The following is a 17463-nucleotide window of genomic DNA, read 5'->3' on the forward strand; positions in this document are numbered from 1 at the left end:
CTGGACTGGTCGCCTCGACCCTCCCCCATGCCTGGGAAAGCAAGGCATCGCGGGAAACGCCGGAACGAGGCTCTTCCGATCCGATAATCCGAAAAGTCGGACTGCTTCGCCGCGCCCGCAATGAAACGCAACGCTCCGGGGCGATGTCCTAATCCTGCAACGCAACGATGGCGCGCTGGTTTGCCCTGACGTCGCGTGGCGCGGCGCCGAAGCGGCGCCGGAAGGTGCGGTTGAAATAGGAGAGATCGCCGAAGCCGACGCCGAAAGCGATCTCGGTGATGCTGGTCTCCCAGGAGCCGGCCGACTGCAGAAGGCGCAAGGCCCTGTCCAGCCTGCGCTGCAGCACGAATTCCGAGAAGGTCGTTCGTTCGTCCTCGAACAGCTTCTGGAGATAGCGCAAGCTGATACCGTGCCGGTCGGCGATCTCGCGCGCGGTCAGCCTGCGGTCCTCGAGCCTCGCCTCGATATCGGATTTGATCGCGTTCATCCGCTCGTCGGGGCGATGCCGAGGCTCGCGGCTCGGCAGGCTCTCCGGCGACATGATGTTGACGAGATCGACCATGAAATGCCTGGCGAGTTCGTGCAGCTCCGGCGTCCTGATCGGTATCATCCCGCGCAGCAACGCCGCGCCATAGTTGCCGAGCATCTGCAAGGCGTCGTCGCCGGCCCCGAAGACGCGCAGCTCTTGCGCCAGGAGGCGCGCCCGCTCGCTGACCGCACCGGCCGGGATGGTCAGGCAATCGAGACGCGAGATCTGCATCGGCAGCAGCGTCGCCTGAGCAGGCGCTAACAGGAGAATGGCCTCGCGGCCGCCGACCACGGCCCGGCGTGCGCCGCAGGTCACGATCAGCGCGCCATCGGCCGGGCGCAGCAGTAAAGCTTCGCCCTCTGCGCCCAGATCTCGCATGGGCAATGAAACCGCCGCACTCGGCGCGAACAGCGACATCAGGCCGATATCGGGCTCCAGCCGCAGCATGGCCCTGGCGCCGAACGGAGCCGGGCTCGCCCCATCGAAAACGAAACGCCGCTCCGCCCTCGCCCCGAGATGAAGGTCGATCTCGGATTGGGGCATCTCGCTGGAGAGCAGCCAGAGCGGGCCAGGCTCCTCGACCACGGAAGAGCGCTGCCCTCGCCCGGACACGGGAGCCGCCTCCTGAGCACTGCGTTTCAGTCCGCTAGGCATTTCGCACCAGTCCAAGAAATCATGTCCACCAGCATGCAAACAAAAGCTACAGAATTCAATTGTTACGAAAGCCGCAGAAGTCAAATATGCAGCCATTTCCTGTTTATTCTAATTTAAAACTAGCGAATACGTAAAAGTATAAATACCCGAATATCTAAGACTAATCCGCGTAACGGCCGAAGTTTCCGCTGCATTAAGAGAAATTTGGACGCGATATGCCTTCCACAGCAATTCATCATTGTCTTTTTGCATTCGATCACGTCGCATTCGGACGGAATCGTCCGAATGCGAAAAACGCGATCGATTCTAAAAGTTTAGAGCATTGCTCACGCGAAAAACCGGGACCCACTTTTTCGCGCAATGCTCTGGCCCGTTCCAGCGAAGCGGAGGCCGCCGCCGGCGCGCGAACTTATGAGGCCTCGCGATGATCGCGCGGCGGTTCGATATATGCGAGCGCCAGAGCGATTGCCGCTCCGAGCCCCGCGCAGATGAGAAAGGGCGCGAGCGGCGAGAGCGCGAAGGCGAGCCCACCGCTCAGCGCGCCCGCGCCCTGCCCCAGCACATGCACGCTGGCGAGCCAGCCCGCGGCAGCGGCCTGCTCCCGCGGCGCGATCCGGCCGACGAGCCAGGCCGTATAGGAGGGCGTCGCAAGCGCAATGCCGCCGCCGGCAATCATGGCGCCGAGCATGACGAGGATCAGCGAAGGGGCGAATCCTGCTGCGGCGCTGCCGAGAGCGAAGACGATCAGGCCGATGCGCAGGCTGCCCACGAGCCCGCCCCTGAGGCGCGGCACCAGAGCAAGCTGCACCACGATCATCGCCACGGCGACCAGCGTGAAGGTCACGCCGCTCCAGCGGGCGGCGGCATGGGCGTCCAATCCGAAGCGCGCCTGCAGGAAGAGGCCGAGCGTGATCTGAATCTGGCCGAGGCCGAGCGTCAGGGCGAAGCCGACCCCCAGCAAGGGCGAGATCGCGCGTGCCACATCCCAGCGACGGGGAGCCCGCTCCACTTGCTGCTCCTCCTGCCGCTCGGCGGGCGCGATGTCCGGGCCGGCCAGCAAGGCGAGTGGCATGACCGTCATGACCGCGAGCGCCGGCAGCAGGCCCGCCGCACCGGGCAAGGCGACGAGCGGGCCGAGGACACGGCCGACGGACAGCCCGGCGCTCAATCGCGCCAGAGCGGCATGGCGCTTCTCCGGGCCGCTCATCCGCACGACCGCGGCCTGCGCCTGCGGCATCACGCCTGCAGCCGCGGCGCTGTAGACGATGCGCGAACCGGCCAGCAGCGCGAAGGCGAGCATGGCGGGCATCGACCCGGCGCTCAGCACGCCCAGGAACACGAGCTGCGCCCCGACCATCAGCCAGGCCAGCAGCCGGAAGCGACTGCGCAGCCCGCCTTCGCGATAGCCCCAGGCCGGCGCGGCGGCGAGGAAGGCCAGCGCACCGAGAAAACCGATCGCACCGATCGCCGGCGCATCAAGCCCCGTCGCCACCGAGATGATCGGCACCAGCGCCAGCAGCGCCGACTGGCCGAAGCCGACGGTCGCCGCCATGAGCGAGAGTCGATTCACATCTCTGGCGGCCATCACAAAAAACCCTCGAAGAAATCAATCCAAATCACGTCAATACATGCAATATCTTCGATATCAAGACGAAATATTCAATATAGAAAAAATCTAATCTAAGAATCTACCGATAAAACTAGGTCGTATATCTCGACAATGAAGGTCGAACCATGATCGAAACCAAACCCAAAACCCTGGAACTCGCCAGCCGTATCTCGGTGCGCGCACTTCTCCTGAGCCTGATGCGGGAATGGCAAGGCTGGTCCGTGGGGAACGAGGATGGCGCATCCGCCACGGATTCCGGGCTTCCGCGCCAGGTTCTCAAGTTGCCGCTGGCTGGGCGCGAGATCCATGTCGCGCTCACCCATCTCTCCCAGGTCGGCGCCCATGGTCTGCGCCCGCCCTTCTACGAGATCGGGCCGGAAGGCGCGATGCGTGTCGTCCCCTTCCCCGAGTTGTTGAACCTGATCACGGCAGAACCTGGCATCGCGGGCGCGGATTCCGACATAAGAGGGCTCGTCTTCCTGCGTCGCGCGCTCGACAGCCTCGCCACTATCGAAGACGCCTTGCGCCATCCCTGCCTCGATGAGGCGGTTTTCGCCGAACGCGACCCAAGCTTCATCGAGGCCGAGCAGGCCCTGCGCTTCGGCCACAATGTGCACCCGACGCCACGCAGCCGCGACCAGTTCACGCTGGAGGATACGCGCCGCTTCTCGCCCGAATATGGCCAGGGCTTCGCACTGCACTGGTGGTCCGTCTCGCCGCAGATCGTGCTCCAGGGCAGCTCACGCGGACAGGCTGCCTCGGAGATGGCTGCCAGCCTCGTCGCAGACGATGCCGCCATGGAACCGGCCATTCGCCGGCAGGTGGAAGAGGTGCGCGTGCTGCTGCCGATGCATCCCTGGCAGGCCTCGCAGCTGATGCTCGATCCCGCGATCACGCGCCTGATGACGGCTGGCGACATCCGCGCGCTCGGCCCGGCCGGCTCGAACTGGCACGCCACCTCGTCCCTGCGCAGCATCCATGCGCCGCATGCCGCCTGGATGCTGAAGATGTCGCTGAACCTGCGATTGACCAATTCGCAGCGCATCATCGAACCCTATGAATGCGAGCGCGGGCTCGAGATCGACAAGCTCCTGGCGGGACCCGTGGGACGGCGGATCGCCGCGCGGTTTCCAAGCTTCCGGGTCATGGGCGAGCCGGGCTATCTCGCTTTGCGCGACGAGAATGGCGCGACGCTGCGCTCGACCATCGTCGTCTTCCGCGACAACCCGTTCAGCGGCGATCGCCAGCACAGCACAGCAGTGGTGCTGGCGGCGCTCTGCGAGATTGGCCCGGACGGGCGCAGCAGCGCGCTCTCGACCACCATCGGACGCATCGCGACGCGCCAGGGCAGCGCACCAGCCGCAACCGCGCTGGCCTGGTTCGAGCGCTTCCTGCACAACGTCGCCCTCCCCCTGCTCGGCATTCAGGCGGATCACGGCCTGCTCTTCGGCGCGCATCAGCAGAACATCGTCGTCGGCCTTGATGATGGCTGGCCCGTCACGCTGCATTTCCGCGACTGCCAGGGCACCGGCTATGTCCGCGAATTCCTGCCGGATCTCGCGGCGCAGGCGCCGGATGTGCGGCTCGAGGCCGGGCATGTCTTCGACAGCGCCTATGCTGCGAGGCTCGCCGGCTACTACCTCATCGTGAACAGCGTCTTCTCGGTCATCGGCGCGCTCGCTCTTGCCGGTCTTGCCAGCGAGGAGCGCCTGCTTGCAGCGCTGCGCACCGCGCTGGCGGCGCTCGCCGCGCAGCCGCTGCGCGACAGGACCTGCCTCGACTACCTCCTCACCTCGCCAACCCTCGTCAGTAAGGGGAATTTCATGATCTGTTTCCGCAACATCAACGAGAACACCGATGTGACGGACCCGCTCGCCGGCTATGTCGAGCTGCCCAATCCGATCGCGGGAGCGCGGTCATGACCATCGCTCCCAGGATCGACACCGCTGCCGTGACCCCGTTGACGAAGCGGGCGACCAGCCGGCACTTCCCGGCGCGCGGCGAGAGCGTGTTCGTCATCGAGGCCAGCGACAGCGCTGACGGCGTGCTGTTCACCGGGGGCGCGGAGCGCGGGATCGAGGCACGGCTCACGGCCGCAGTCGACGCAGCCAGCGGCCGCCTCGACGTGACCCGGCCCGACGGCGACCATCCCGCCGATGCGGATGCGCTTGCAGCCCTGATCGAAGCGGCTTTCCAGAGCGCCCCGTTGCTGTCGCGGCTGGAGCTGCCCGGCTATGCCCGCAAGCCCGCGATCGTGGGGCTCTGCGTCGAGACCGGCCGGACGGCGGACGGCGCGGAATGCGCGGTGATCACCCGCAGCGTCTTCCAGCAGCTGCCGCTGCTCTGGCGGCAGGCCGGCGCGCATGCGGCCTATCCGGCGATCCGCTCCACGCTCGGGCCGGCGGAGCGCCTGCCGGTGCTGCGGCCGGCGCAGCCGAACGGGGTGATCTACCGCCGCTGGCTGCCCCATCTGGGCATGACGCTCTCGCTGCGCACCATCGACCGCCGCCGTGACCTCGACCTGTTCCATCACTGGATGAACCAGCCGCGCGTCGCCTTCTTCTGGGAGCTGGCACAATCGCGCGAGGAGCTCGATCGCTACCTCGCCGAGCAGGAGGCGGATCCGCATCTCATCGGCGTGATCGGCAGCTTCGACGACGAGGCGGTCGGCTATTTCGAGTTCTACTGGGCCAAGGAAGACCGGCTCGGCCCGCATTACGAGGTCGAGGATTTCGACAGGGGCTGGCACGGCCTCATCGGCAATCCGCGCCATCTCGGCCGCGCCAAGACGCTGGCCTGGTTCCGCTCGCTCACGCATTATCTCTTCCTCGACGAGCCGCGCACCCAGCGCATCGTCGGAGAGCCTCGCGCCTCGCATCACAAGATGCTGAGCTATTGCGCGGACGTGGCCTATGACAAGGTCAAGGAGTTCGACTTCCCGCATAAGCGCGCGGCTCTCGTCTGCTGCGAGCGCGAGCGCTTCTTCCGGGAGATCGCGCTGTGAATCTCGGCCCCCTCCCCGGCGGCCGGCCGGTCGAGGCCCGGTTGTGGCGCGAGCTCAACCAGGCCCTCATCGCCCGGGCGATCAGCGAGCTCAGCTTCGAAGAAGGGCTGAAGCCCGAACCACTGGACCAGCAGCACGAGCTCTGGACGCTGCGGCTCGGCGAGACGGTGAGCTATCGTTTCAAGGCGAAGCGGCGCATCTGGGGCAATCTCGCGATCGAGCCCCGGAGCCTGTCGCGCCATGAGGGCGCGCTCGCGGCCCCGGCGGACGATGTCGCCGGTTTCATAATCGATGCCAGGGCGGTGCTGGAGATCGAGCCCGACACGCTCGCCATCTACATCCGGGAATTGTCGAGCACCTTGTCCTCGGACGCCAGGGTCGCGGCCATCAACGCCGCGATCGGCGAGGACGAGCTGATCACCCTGCCCGACCATCTGCTGCAGCAATATCTCGACGGGCATCCGAAGGCGCCGGCCGCCAAGGGGCGCATCGGCTGGGGGCTCGGCGATGCCGAGGCCTATGCGCCGGAATTCCAGGCCGAGCTGCAGCTCTTCTGGGTGGCGCCCGCGCGCGACGCCTGCCAGATCTCGCATGATCCCGCGATCTTGGAAGAGGACCTCCTCGCCGCCTCGCTCGACCCCACTGAGCGGCGCCGGCTCGAAGCGGCCTGCCTGGAGGCCTGCAGGAAGCTCGGGCTGGATCGCTCCCGCTACCTGCTCATGCCCGTGCATCCCTGGCAGTGGGACAACATGATCGCGCTGCAATTTGCCGGCGAGATCGCGGCCGGTCGGCTCCTGCCGCTTGGTTCGTTCGGCAGCGGCTACCTGCCGCAGCAATCCTTGCGGACGCTCGCCAATGCCAGCGCCCCCCGCGCACTGCACCTCAAGCTCTCGCTCAGCATCCTCAACACCTCGGCCTGGCGCGGCGTGCCGGGGAAGTACATGGCGATCGGGCCGGCCTTCTCGGCCTGGCTCGCAGACAAGGCGGCGACTGACCCGGCACTCGCTCCAGCCACCGTGCTGCGCGAGCCCGCCGGCGCCTTCTATCCGCATCCGCTCTACGAGCGCATCGAGGGCGTGCCCTACCAGTTCCGCGAAATGCTCGGCGCGATCTGGCGCGAATCGGTCGAGACCCATCTGGAACCTGGCCAGAACGCCATGATGCTGGGCGCGCTCACCAAACTGACCTCGGCGGGGCGACCGATCGTGAGCGCGCTGATCGCCCGCTCCGGTCTGTCGCACGAGGCCTGGCTGGAGCGCTTCTTCGAAACTGTCGCCGTGCCGCTCTACCATTTCCTGTGTCGCTATGGCGTCGGCTTCATCGCCCATGGCCAGAACGTCACGCTGGTGCTGGAGCAATTCGCGCCCAGGGGCGTCGCGCTCAAGGACCTGCAGGGCGACGCCGATCTCGTCGATCAGGATTTCCCGGAGGCGGACGACCTCGCTCCGGAGATCAAGGCGGTTCTGCAGCGCCGACCCGCCGCCCATCTGCAGCAGCATCTCCAGACCGGCCACTTCACCAGCGTCCTGCGCTTCCTCTCGGATGCGCTGGAGACGCATGACCGTTTTCCGGAGCTGCGCTTCTATGCCTGCCTCGCCCGCAGCCTGCGGCGCTATCAGGCAGCTCATCCGGAACTGGCCGAGCGCTTCGCCCTGTTCGACCTATTCACCGCCAAGGTGCCACGCATCTGCATCAACCGGGTGCGGCTGGCCATCGGCTATGGCGACGCCAATCGCCGTCCGGTCCCGAGCCTCGGCACCCATCTCGACAATCCCCTTCATCTCGCCGAGCGCTCCGAAACGGAGCAGCCGCGCAGCCTCGTCGGAGCCCAGCCATGATGACAAACCACCCGCTCGATCTGGCCGGTATCGGCATCGGGCCGTTCAACCTCAGCCTCGCAGCCCATCTCGACGCGGTCGAAGGCGTCGAGGCGCTGTTCTTCGAGCGCCGCAACGCGTTTGACTGGCACCCCGGCATGATGCTGCCGGACGTGACGCTGCAGACCTCCTTCCTCAAGGATCTGGTGAGCGCCACCCATCCGTCGAGCCCCTGGACCTTCCTCTCCTTCCTGGTGGCGAAGAAGCGCTTCTACGATTTCATGAACGCGGATTTCAGCGCGATTCCCCGGCGTGAATTCGCGCAATATCTCAGCTGGGCGGCGCAGGGGCTCCCGACCCTGCGTTTCGGCGCCGGCATCGACGAGGTTGATTTCGATGGCCGCAGCTTCGTCCTGCGCAGCGGCAAGCGGGAACAGCGCGCCCGCAACATCGCGCTCGGGGTCGGGCTGAAGCCGGCCTTGCCGGCCTTCGCCGGCCGTCTGAGGGAGGATGACCATTTCCATTCCTCACAGGCGCGGTTCCGGCTGGGAGCTTGCGCCGGCAAGCGCGTGGCGGTCATCGGTGGCGGCCAGAGCGGCGCCGAAATCCTGCTGCACTTGCTGAGCCAGACAGACAATGCGCCGAGCCATGTCGCCTGGATCAGCCAGCGTCCCAATTTCCTGCCACTCGACGAGACGCCCTTCACCAACGAGCTCTTCACGCCGCCTTATGTCGCAAGCTTCCGCGATCTCCCGGAGCCGCGTCGCCATGCCACCGTGGAGCGCGAGAAGCTCGCCGGTGACGGGGTGTCGAGCGAGACGCTCACCGCCATCTATCGCCGTCTCTACGTTCTGCGGCATCTGGAGCCATCAGGCCCCGAGGTCGAGCTTCTGCCGCACCGCGACGTCGTCAATGCCGAGCCGAGAGAGGGCGGCTACCAGCTCATCATGCGCAACGGCATGGACGGGATGATGGAGATCGGCCATGCGGAGATCGTCATTCTCGCGACCGGTTACCGTTATGAGTTGCCCGATTGTCTCGCCCCGCTGACTGGGCGCATCGTCATCGACCGCACCGGCCGCCCCGTGCCGGACGCGGACTTCGCCATCGCCTGGGACGGCCCAAGCGCGAACCGGATCTTTGCCCTGAATGCGGGCCTCATCAGCCATGGCATCGCCGAACCGCAGCTCAGTCTGATGGCCTGGCGCGGCGCGGTGATCGCCAATGCGCTGCTCGGCCGGCGCCAGTTCGATGTCGAGGTGCCGAAGCCCATGGTGAACTGGCGCAGTCAGATGCACACGGACGCCCGCCTGGACACGGTGCGCTCGAATGGCGCGACGAGGCTCATGCCTCATTAAGGGGATTTAGAGTTATCCCTTTGTTTTAACGCGTTTTTTTCACGCGAACCGGTGGCCACTTCGCTCGAAAACGCTCTGACAGTGCGCGCGCATCAGCGAGGACATATCGCCTTGGACCATCACTTCGGCTGGACACTCGCCGCCGAGGTGATGGTTGGGTTTCTCGCTAGCAATTGGGCGAAACCGCCCTCTCCTCCCGGGCTTGAATGCGCCGAGAGCGGACGTTTCCTGTCAGCCAGAAGCCCGATTTCCGCGGGAGGGGGCGACGGACACAGATATGTGTAGAGCTGTCCGGCGACATTTTACGAGCGTATCGATAGCGAACGCTGCGATCGTCAAACGGGATCTCGGCAATGTGGAGGTCGTTCATGTGACACTATGAGCGGTCATTTGAACGGCTGCAATTCGGCGCTTCCTGCCGAATCTGCTTTCCCGATCGGGATCGAGAAATGGGAAGCGATCCGCGCTGATCGCGAACAAAAGGGATTGATGATCAAGACCGCAGCGCTGGCTAAGCCTGTCTTGCGCATGGATCTCAACGGGCGGCCACCTCCTTGGCGAAAGCGAGGAGGAGCGAGCTGAGCCGAACCGGCTGCTCCTGTTGGATCCAATGGCCTGCGCCGTCGATCAATTGAATGTTGCTCATTCTCGTTGTCGCCTTCGTCCTCATCAGGTCGAGCGCGCCTGGCGACACATAGGTCGCCCAATCGTTCTTCCCACCGATGAAGAGCGATGGGACATCGATCGTTCTACCCGAAAACAGGCGTAGCTCAGCAGTCAGGGCAGGATCGGTATAGACACGGTAGGTCTGCAAGCCGCCTTGGAACCCGGTGCGGTTATACTCCTGCGTATACACGGCAAGTTCGGGCTCGGTGAGCCAATGGCAGGCCATGACCTCGGCGGTTGAAGGTTCGAACGGTGCGACGTTCTCGGGCATCGTCTTGCTAGGTTCCATGACATAATAGGTAGGTAGTTGAGCGAACTCTTCGGCGGTCAACGCTTTTAACGGGTGCGGCTTGTTGCCCGACCAATCCGCGCTCTTGACGTGGAAGAACGTACGCAGAAACCTGTGCAAGCCCTGAGGGGGATGCGACAGATCGTGGTTCGCGTCCCGCGCGCTCAGATACTGTTGGTAGATCATTCTGGGCGGGCTGAGCGTCGCCAGCGCAGCGGCCAGCTTCTGATTGTCGGTGTTCGGTTGAACCGATGAAGCGCCGCTCTCCGCCGTGTTAAACGGAAATGCCGGCGTGCCGGGGAACGGCGCGCTCATGAGCACCACTGAGGGAAAGACATCAGGCCGGGCCATCGCACAATAGGCCGCGACGGGTGAGCCGAAGTCGTGCCCGACCAGCATCGCCGTTCGCCGATACCCCAATGCCGAAACCAGCCCGAGCGCATCGCGCGTCACGTTCAGGAGGCTGAAGGGCTCTAGCCGGGCGTCATAGTCGCTCACCCAGCCGGTGGTGCGACCAAAACCCCGCTGGTCGGGCGCAACGACATGATAGCCGGCGTCGGCCAGAAGGGGCATCAGGTGCCGCCAGCCAAAGGCCAAATCCGGAAAGCCGTGCAGCAGCAGAGCGAGCGGCCGGCCGGGGCTCTCGAACCCGGCCTCAAGAATGTGGACGTCCAGGCTGTTAACCCCGTGGATCATGCGCGAGCGGACACCTGCGGGAAGCGTTCCCCCGCCATAGGATGATGCGGTCATGTCAGTTCCTTCCTTGGGATCCGCAATCGCCGGTCGAAGCGAGGCCGCAACCAGACCGGCCGCCCCCATCCCTAGGAGGGCTCGTCGGGACGGCGATCGCGTCATCTGGCGGTGCGGCATTGCCTAGCTCCGTTATATGGTGATCACCATAGTATGGCGGTCACCATATCTACGTCAAGCGAGACGTGATATGCGTGCTGAATGACGCGCAAGACTGACGCCCGTGCCCGAGCAATCGCCGCCGCAACGCGACTGTTTCGCGTCCAGGGTTACACCGCGACGGGATTGACCCAAATCCTTCAGGAAAGCGGCGCGCCTAAAGGATCGTTCTACTTCCACTTTCCCCGAGGCAAGACGCAGCTGGCCGAAGAAGCGATCGACCAATACGTCGCTAGCAGGATGGCAGTGCTTGGAGTTATTTCGGCAGAAACGGCTGGTGATGCCCTGAACTTTGTTCATCGGATCTTCGACACCTTCGCGGCCGAGATGGTCGCCTCCGACTTCCAGTATGGATGTCTCATGCAAAATCTAGCCAACGAACTGCCCGCGCTCGACGCTGAGCTGACCGAACGCATAGCGCGCGGGTTCGTTGTATCGACCGAGGCCATTGCCGCGCATTTCAGGGGCTGTGGGTTTGCTCCGGCGCGTGCATCCTCCACCGCAGCTGCTTTGGTGGCCGCCCTTGAAGGTGCGCGGACGATCGCCCGCCTGGAACGCACGCCGGCTGTCTTCAAAGCGCTGGCGGACGTGAGTGCTCAGAGGTGGGCATCGGAGGTGATCTAGCCCGTGGGGCTTCCTGAAAACGAACGGCCTCTGGATCGATCCCGATGCACCATCGACCGCACTCGGGCCGCTTCGCCAGATGCGCGCCGTCGAAGGCCCGACAAAACCTTAGCGTATATCTGGATCCGTTCTATGCACCGACCCCAGGAGGGTTAGGTCGGGTCCGAGGTCAAAACGGCCAGCGTTCTCACCTTGAGCGGCTGCGGGGATCGGACGCATCGCGCAGGGCGTCGCCGAGGAGGTTGAGTGCAAGCACTGTCACCAGGATCGCGAGGCTCGGGAAAACGGCAAGCCACCAGGCATCGAGGATGTTCTCGAAACCCTCGCGGATCATGCCGCCCCAGGTCGCAGCCGGCGGCGGCACGCCGAGGCCGATGAAGCTCAGCGAGGCTTCGGTCCGGATCGCGGAAGCGAGCCAGAGCGAGCTCATCACCACCACATCCGAAATCATGTTGGGCAAGATGTGGCGCGTCATGATCCGGAACGGCCCGCAGCCGTAAGAGCGGCTGGCTTCGACGAAATCGCGCTGGCGCAGCGTGATCGTCGGAGCACGCGCGACGCGGGCGAAGGGCGCGATCTCCGTCACCGCGATCGCGATGATGAGGTTTTCCAGGCTGGCGCCAAGCATGGCCGCGATCATCAAGCCGAGCAGCAGCGTCGGGAAGGCGAGCAGCACGTCGAGGAAGCTCATGACGATCTGGTCGAAGATTCCGCCGATATAGCCGGCCAGCACGCCGATCGTCGTGCCGACCAGCATGGCGATCAGGATGGCGACGAAGCCAACGAAGAGCGAAATGCGCGCACCGTAGATCAATCGCGAGAGCACATCGCGGCCATAGCTGTCGGTGCCGAGCCAGAACTCCGCGGAGGGCGGCTCGAGCCGTACGACGATGTTCTGCTCCAGCGGATCATAGGGGGCCAGCCATGGCGCAAAGACCGCGATGAGGACGATGAGCGTGAGCAGGACGAGGCCGACCCAGGCGAGCTTGTTCTGCGTGAAGGCGAGCCAGAGGCCGCCCGGCCGCATTTCGACGGTCGTGGTGGCGACAGTGCTCATGTGTATTTCACCCTCGGATCGACGAGGCCGTAGGCCAGGTCGGTCAATGTGTTCACGATGATCACGCAGATGGCGAAGATGATCATCAGCCCCTGCAGCAGCGTGTAGTCGCGGGCGTTGAGTGCGCCGATGATCAGCTTGCCCAGGCCTGGGCGGTTGAAGATGATCTCGGTCAGCACCGAATTGCCGATCAGCGTGCCGAAATAGAGCCCGACCACCGTGATGATCGGGATCAGGCTGTTGCGCAGCGCATGCGTCACGACGAGCTGGCCCGGGCCTACTCCCTTGGCGCGCGCCGTGCGGATATAGTCCTCGGTCAGGACGCCGAGCATCGCGGCGCGGGTTACGCGCATCACATAGGCCGTCATGATGATGCCGAGATTGAACGCCGGCAGCGCCAGAGTCCGCAGCCGCTCGACCAGGTTCCCAGTGCCGCTGGTGTTGCCCAGCACCGGGAACCAGCCGAGCTGGATCGAGAAGACGATCAGCATCAGGATGCCTGAGACGAAGGCCGGGAAGGACAGGCCGACCAGCGAGACGACGCGCGAGACATAGTCGACCCAGCCATTGCGGCTGAGCGCGGCGGCGACGCCAAGCGGCAGCCCGAAGACGAGACCGATCGCGACCGCCGCGATGGTGAGTTCGATCGTCGAGGGAAGCACGAGCAGCACCTCCTGGATGACGCTGCGGCCGCTGCTCAAGGACTGGCCGAGATCGCCCGTCAGGACCTTGCCGAGGAAGGTGAGGTATTGGACATGGACCGGCTGATCGAGCCCGAGCTTTTCCCTGAGAGCGGCGAGCGAGGCGGCGCTCGCCTGGTCGCCGAGGATCACGGAGGCGGCGTCGCCCGGCACAAGCCGGACCAGCACGAAGATCGCCGTCAGCATCAGGAACAGCGTCGGCACGGCGAGAAGCACGCGCCTGAAGACGTAGCTCATCATGCCGCGACCCTTTCCTGCATCAGGCGCCGGGGCGCGAAGGCGGCGATCTCGCGCCGCGTCGTTCCCTCAACGACGAGATCCGTCAGGATCGCCCCGACGACAGGGACGAGCTGAAAGCCGTGGCCGGAGAAACCGAAGGCATGGACCAGGCCGGGCGCATTCGGCGAGGCGCCGATGACCGGCAGATGGTCATGCGTCTGCGCTTCGATGCCCGTCCAGCAGCGGGCGATGCGCACGCCACGCACTGCCGGGAAGAGTTCGCTCGCGGCCCGCGCGCCCTTGGCGAGCTCGGCGAAGTTGACGCTGCTGCGCTCCCGGTCGAGATCGGCCGCGCCCTGCAAGCCGCCGCCGATCACCAGAGTGCCCTGGTCCGATTGCTTGAAGGAGAGCGCCCGGCCGACGACGCTGACGACGGGGGCGAGCAGCGGCGCAAGGCGCTCCGTCACGATCATCATCGAGGCCCGGACGCCGAGCGCGATCTCGTCGCCGAACAGGGCTGCGAGCCGGGCGGCCCAGGCGCCGGCCGCATTGACGACGACGGGCGCGCGGAAGCGGCGCTGGCCGCAAACGAGCAGCCAGTCGTCTCCCTGCCGGTCGACGGACTCGACGCCGCAGTTCTCGACGATGGCGACGTTCTCCGCCTCACAGGCCCGGCGGTAGGCGAGGATGGTGCGGTGTGGATCGGCGGCGCCGTCGCGTCGCGCCACCAGCGCGCCGACGCAATGCGGGCTCAAGGCCGGCACGAGGCGGCGCAGCTCGGCAGCGTCGATGATCTCCTCATGGGTGTAGCCCAGTGCGCGGATTTTCGCCTCACGTTGGAGCAAGGCCGGCATGTGCTCCGCAATTTCCGCGACGCGGAGCTGGCCATGGGCATGAAAGCCACAGGGATCGCCGACGATCGTCGTGATCCGGTGCCACATCTCCATCGCTTCGAGCGAGATCGGGATCTCGGCGATGTCGCGCCCCAGCGTGCGCACGCCGGCTGCGGTGGCGCCGGAGGCATGCCGCCCGGTCCAGCGCCGCTCGATCACCGCCACGCGCCGGCCGGCGCGGGCCAGATGCAGCGCCGCCGACAGGCCGTGCAAGCCGCCGCCCACGACCGCGACGTCGAATGCCTCTGTGCTCATGCCGCCGGCTCCCGCTCGTCGAGGCTCGCCAATTCTCCGAGCGTCACCGGCTTCAGCGGTGGGCGGATACGATAGAATCCGACTTCCTCGACCGGCCGGTTCTGCGCGGTCGCGATGATATGGGCCATGGTGTAGCCGCATTGCCGGCCCTGGCAGGGGCCCATGCCGGCGCGAGTGAAGGCCTTGATCTGGTTCGGGCCCGGTCGCCCCTGCACGGCGCGAGCGCGCAATTCGCCGGCCGTGACCTCCTCGCAGCGGCAGACCAGCGTCTCGTCGGCCGGGGCGAAGACCTGTGGACGCGGCGCATAGAGCGCATCGAGGAAGGGCCGCAAGGCGAGCGCACGGGAAAGCCTGCCTCGCTCCGGCCGGGCGGCGGATTCGGCGGCGCCTTCGCCGAGTGTCCCGAGCCGGGCAGCGACGCGCAGTGCGGCGATCCGTCCGCGCGGCTCGGCTGCTTCGGCGCCGCCGACACCAGCGCCGTCGCCCGCGACGAAGACATTCGGCTGCGAGGTCTCGCCCCAGCTGTCGAGGTCCGGGACATAGCAGTGCTGGCCGGCGTGCCAGCTCACGGCACAGCCGAGCGCGAGCGGAGCGTGGATATTCGGCACCACACCCTCATGGACGAGCAGCACCTCGGCGGCCACCTCGCCTTCGCGGCCGTCTTCGGCTCGATAATGCAGGCTTTCAAGGCGCCCTTCCCCCTCGGCGCGAAGCTCCGCGACATGGCGGATGATCGGGAACCCGGCCCGCCTGAGCGCGAGCGACCAGGACAGGCCCTTGGCGAGATCGGCGAGGAGGCCGAGGCCCTGCGGCAGATGGCGCAAAGCCGCTCCGAGACGCCCGCGCGGCGTGGTGTCGAGGAAACCGGCGATCTGGCCCCCCGCCGCAAGCAACTGCGTCATGTAGAGCAATGGCAGAGGCCCGCAGCCAGCGATCCAGACGGGGCTCGTCGGCACGGAATCGGCCGTCTTCAGCAGAATCTGCGCGGCGCCGACCGTCAGCACGCCCGGCAGCGTCCAGCCGGGAAACGGAGCCGGGCGCTCCTGTGCGCCGGTGGCGAGGATGACGGCGCGCGCGGTCACGCTGCGCGCCCTGCCCTGCTGTGTCAGGAAGGCGCGAAAACCGGGCTCGATCTGCCAGAGTTGGCTTTCCGGTTCATAGAGCGCGCCGCAGGCGCGGAAAGCGGCGGCCCGATCCGCTCCGGCCCGGTATGCCTCGCCGAGCCGTGCGATGCGCGGCGTCTCGGCCACGGTCTCTATCGCGCGCCAGATCTGACCGCCGGGCGCCGGCTGATCGTCGAGGACGCGCACGGAGAGGCCTTGGCTGCGGGCGGTGACGGCGGCGGCCATGCCCGCGGGTCCCGCGCCGACGATCAGGAGATCGGTCTCGTTCGCGTTCATGCCGACAGGCTCCTGGGGCCCTGCTGACGGGCGACGCGCATGCCGTTTCGAACCGGCGTCAGGCAGCCTTGCACGGAGGCCAGGCCGTCGACCTCGACGAGGCATTCGAAACAGACGCCCATCATGCAATAGGGCGCGCGCGGACTCTCCGAGATTGGCGTCGTGCGGCACCAGGCTTCGGGCTGGCGCAGCAGCACCGCGGCGACGCTTTCGCCGAGCTCGGCGGGAACGGGGCGCCCGTCAATGAAGATCGTGACAGTTTGCGCCCCTGGATCATGCAGCTTGCGGAACATCGAAGCGTCTCTGGTGAAAGGGAGAAAGGTTTTCGGGCAGACCGCCGGCGGCGATGGCTCCCGCCAGCGTCTCGGCATGGAAAGCCGCGAGCGTCACACCGGAATGGCAGAGCGCGACGAAGGCGCCGGGATGGCTCTGCGACTGCGCATAGATCGGATGGCCATCGGGCGTCATGATCCTGAGGCCGGCCCATTGCCTGACGAGGCGGACCTGGGCCAGTGCAGGCACGATCTCGATCGTCTTGCGGCTCAGCCCGGCGGCGGCTTCAGCCGTCGTCGAAACATCGAAGCCCGGGTTATCCTTGGTCGCGCCGATCATCACCGTGCCCTCGCCGGTCTGGCGCAACCCGCTTGCCGGCAGCGGCAGGAACGGTTCGAGCCGCTCGGTGACCAGAACCTGTCCGCGTTCGGGACGCAGGGGCACCACGAGCCCGACCTGCCGGGCCAATGCGGGGGAGCCGAGCCCGGCCGCGATGACGATGCGCGGCGCGACCAATGTCTCGCCGTCGAGGATCAGGCGAAAATCGCGACCCACCGGCTCGATCCGCTCGACGCGGGCCCGATGGCGGATCCCGCCGCCATGGCGCAGGAGAGCTTCGTGCAGAGCGGCCAGCAGCCGCAACGGATTGGCGTGCCCGTCATGTCGGCCGAAGCTCGCCCCCGTCACATTGGGGCCAAGAGCGACCTTCGGCAGCAAGCGCTCCAGCGCCGAACGATCGAGCATCGCCCAATCCGGCGCGCGCTCGCCGCGCTGGTTGTGCAGTCGCATCAGGTCGTGGCGTCGCTTCTCGAAGCCCTCCTCGCCCAGGCAGAAAGCGAGGCCGCCATTCTGCTCATAGGCGAGGTCGATCTTCGTTTCGGCCTCGATTTCGTTGGTGAAGCCGCGCCATAAGGCGATGCTGTCACGGGTCAGGACCTGATAGGCCGGCATGCCGAGCCCCTTGCCCTGCAGCCAGACGAGCCCGAAATTCGCGCGGGCTGCGCGGAAGTCGCCATCATCGCCGTCGAGCAGAAGAACCTGCTGCCGTTGCTTCGCCAGGCCATACGCGATCGCCGCGCCGACCGTGCCCCCTCCGATGACGATGATGTCCGGCCGCATGTGAATTTCCCTTGCCGGCTTTGACGTTAGGAAGCCTTATTGTATTTCGTCAAAGTCGTTTTTCTCTCGATGCTATTCTCCAGGGTT

At 66.0% G+C, this 17463-nt stretch carries 14 protein-coding genes; 5 read left to right on the forward strand and 9 right to left on the reverse strand.

The annotated features are described in order from the left end of the window. Positions 1-148: 148 nt before the first annotated feature. Both RMR04_RS14400 and RMR04_RS14405 read right to left on the reverse strand, forming a co-directional pair. The gene (locus RMR04_RS14400) at positions 149-1141 is read right to left on the reverse strand and encodes a helix-turn-helix transcriptional regulator (protein WP_311915277.1); all 993 of its coding nucleotides are present in this window, start codon (positions 1139-1141) and stop codon (positions 149-151) included. A gap of 451 nt (positions 1142-1592) precedes the next feature. After that, entirely contained in the window at positions 1593-2735 is a 1143-nt protein-coding gene (locus tag RMR04_RS14405; RefSeq protein ID WP_311915278.1) for an MFS transporter, read from the reverse strand. A gap of 182 nt (positions 2736-2917) precedes the next feature. On the opposite strand from RMR04_RS14405, the gene RMR04_RS14410 reads away from it, so the two are divergent. Genes RMR04_RS14410 through RMR04_RS14425 form a run of 4 tightly spaced genes read left to right on the forward strand, consistent with a single transcriptional unit; the run spans position 2918 to position 8971 of the window. Continuing rightward, entirely contained in the window at positions 2918-4714 is a 1797-nt protein-coding gene (locus RMR04_RS14410) for an IucA/IucC family protein (RefSeq protein ID WP_311915280.1), read from the forward strand. Then, a complete protein-coding gene (locus tag RMR04_RS14415; RefSeq protein WP_311915281.1) occupies positions 4711-5796 on the forward strand; it encodes a GNAT family N-acetyltransferase in 1086 nt (361 codons plus the stop codon). The genes RMR04_RS14410 and RMR04_RS14415 overlap by 4 nt, the downstream gene beginning before the upstream one ends. Next, the gene (locus RMR04_RS14420) at positions 5793-7634 is read left to right on the forward strand and encodes an IucA/IucC family protein (protein WP_311915282.1); all 1842 of its coding nucleotides are present in this window, start codon (positions 5793-5795) and stop codon (positions 7632-7634) included. Before RMR04_RS14415 ends, RMR04_RS14420 begins: the two co-directional genes overlap by 4 nt. Next, positions 7634-8971 (forward strand): lysine N(6)-hydroxylase/L-ornithine N(5)-oxygenase family protein, encoded by a 1338-nt coding sequence (locus RMR04_RS14425; protein ID WP_311915841.1) that lies wholly within the window; start codon positions 7634-7636, stop codon positions 8969-8971. Before RMR04_RS14420 ends, RMR04_RS14425 begins: the two co-directional genes overlap by 1 nt. 535 nt (positions 8972-9506) lie before the next feature. On the opposite strand, the gene RMR04_RS14430 is transcribed toward RMR04_RS14425, so the two are convergent. Then, positions 9507-10676, reverse strand: coding sequence for an alpha/beta fold hydrolase (locus tag RMR04_RS14430; RefSeq protein ID WP_311915283.1), 1170 nt, complete (start codon positions 10674-10676; stop codon positions 9507-9509). A gap of 201 nt (positions 10677-10877) precedes the next feature. On the opposite strand from RMR04_RS14430, the gene RMR04_RS14435 reads away from it, so the two are divergent. Continuing rightward, positions 10878-11459 carry a TetR/AcrR family transcriptional regulator gene (locus RMR04_RS14435; protein ID WP_311915284.1) on the forward strand — a complete coding sequence of 194 codons (582 nt, stop codon included), beginning with the start codon at positions 10878-10880 and terminating at the stop codon, positions 11457-11459. A gap of 187 nt (positions 11460-11646) precedes the next feature. Here RMR04_RS14435 and RMR04_RS14440 read toward each other — a convergent pair whose 3' ends face one another. From RMR04_RS14440 to RMR04_RS14465, 6 genes are read right to left on the reverse strand one after another with little or no spacing between them, the layout of a single operon-like run. Then, positions 11647-12516, reverse strand: coding sequence for an ABC transporter permease (locus tag RMR04_RS14440; RefSeq protein WP_311915285.1), 870 nt, complete (start codon positions 12514-12516; stop codon positions 11647-11649). After that, positions 12513-13457 carry an ABC transporter permease gene (locus RMR04_RS14445; protein ID WP_311915286.1) on the reverse strand — a complete coding sequence of 315 codons (945 nt, stop codon included), beginning with the start codon at positions 13455-13457 and terminating at the stop codon, positions 12513-12515. Before RMR04_RS14445 ends, RMR04_RS14440 begins: the two co-directional genes overlap by 4 nt. Next, positions 13454-14584: an NAD(P)/FAD-dependent oxidoreductase gene (locus RMR04_RS14450; protein WP_311915287.1), complete on the reverse strand. Its 1131-nt coding sequence runs from the start codon at positions 14582-14584 to the stop codon at positions 13454-13456. The genes RMR04_RS14445 and RMR04_RS14450 overlap by 4 nt, the downstream gene beginning before the upstream one ends. Continuing rightward, positions 14581-15984, reverse strand: a complete 1404-nt coding sequence (locus RMR04_RS14455) for an FAD/NAD(P)-dependent oxidoreductase (RefSeq protein ID WP_311915288.1) — start codon at positions 15982-15984, stop codon at positions 14581-14583. Before RMR04_RS14455 ends, RMR04_RS14450 begins: the two co-directional genes overlap by 4 nt. Continuing rightward, entirely contained in the window at positions 15981-16277 is a 297-nt protein-coding gene (locus RMR04_RS14460) for a (2Fe-2S)-binding protein (RefSeq protein ID WP_311915289.1), read from the reverse strand. The genes RMR04_RS14455 and RMR04_RS14460 overlap by 4 nt, the downstream gene beginning before the upstream one ends. Further along, a complete protein-coding gene (locus RMR04_RS14465) occupies positions 16258-17376 on the reverse strand; it encodes an NAD(P)/FAD-dependent oxidoreductase (protein WP_311915290.1) in 1119 nt (372 codons plus the stop codon). The genes RMR04_RS14460 and RMR04_RS14465 overlap by 20 nt, the downstream gene beginning before the upstream one ends. Between the last annotated feature and the right edge of the window lie 87 nt (positions 17377-17463).

The sequence above is a fragment of the Bosea sp. 685 genome, from assembly GCF_031884435.1.
GTDB lineage: Bacteria > Pseudomonadota > Alphaproteobacteria > Rhizobiales > Beijerinckiaceae > Allobosea.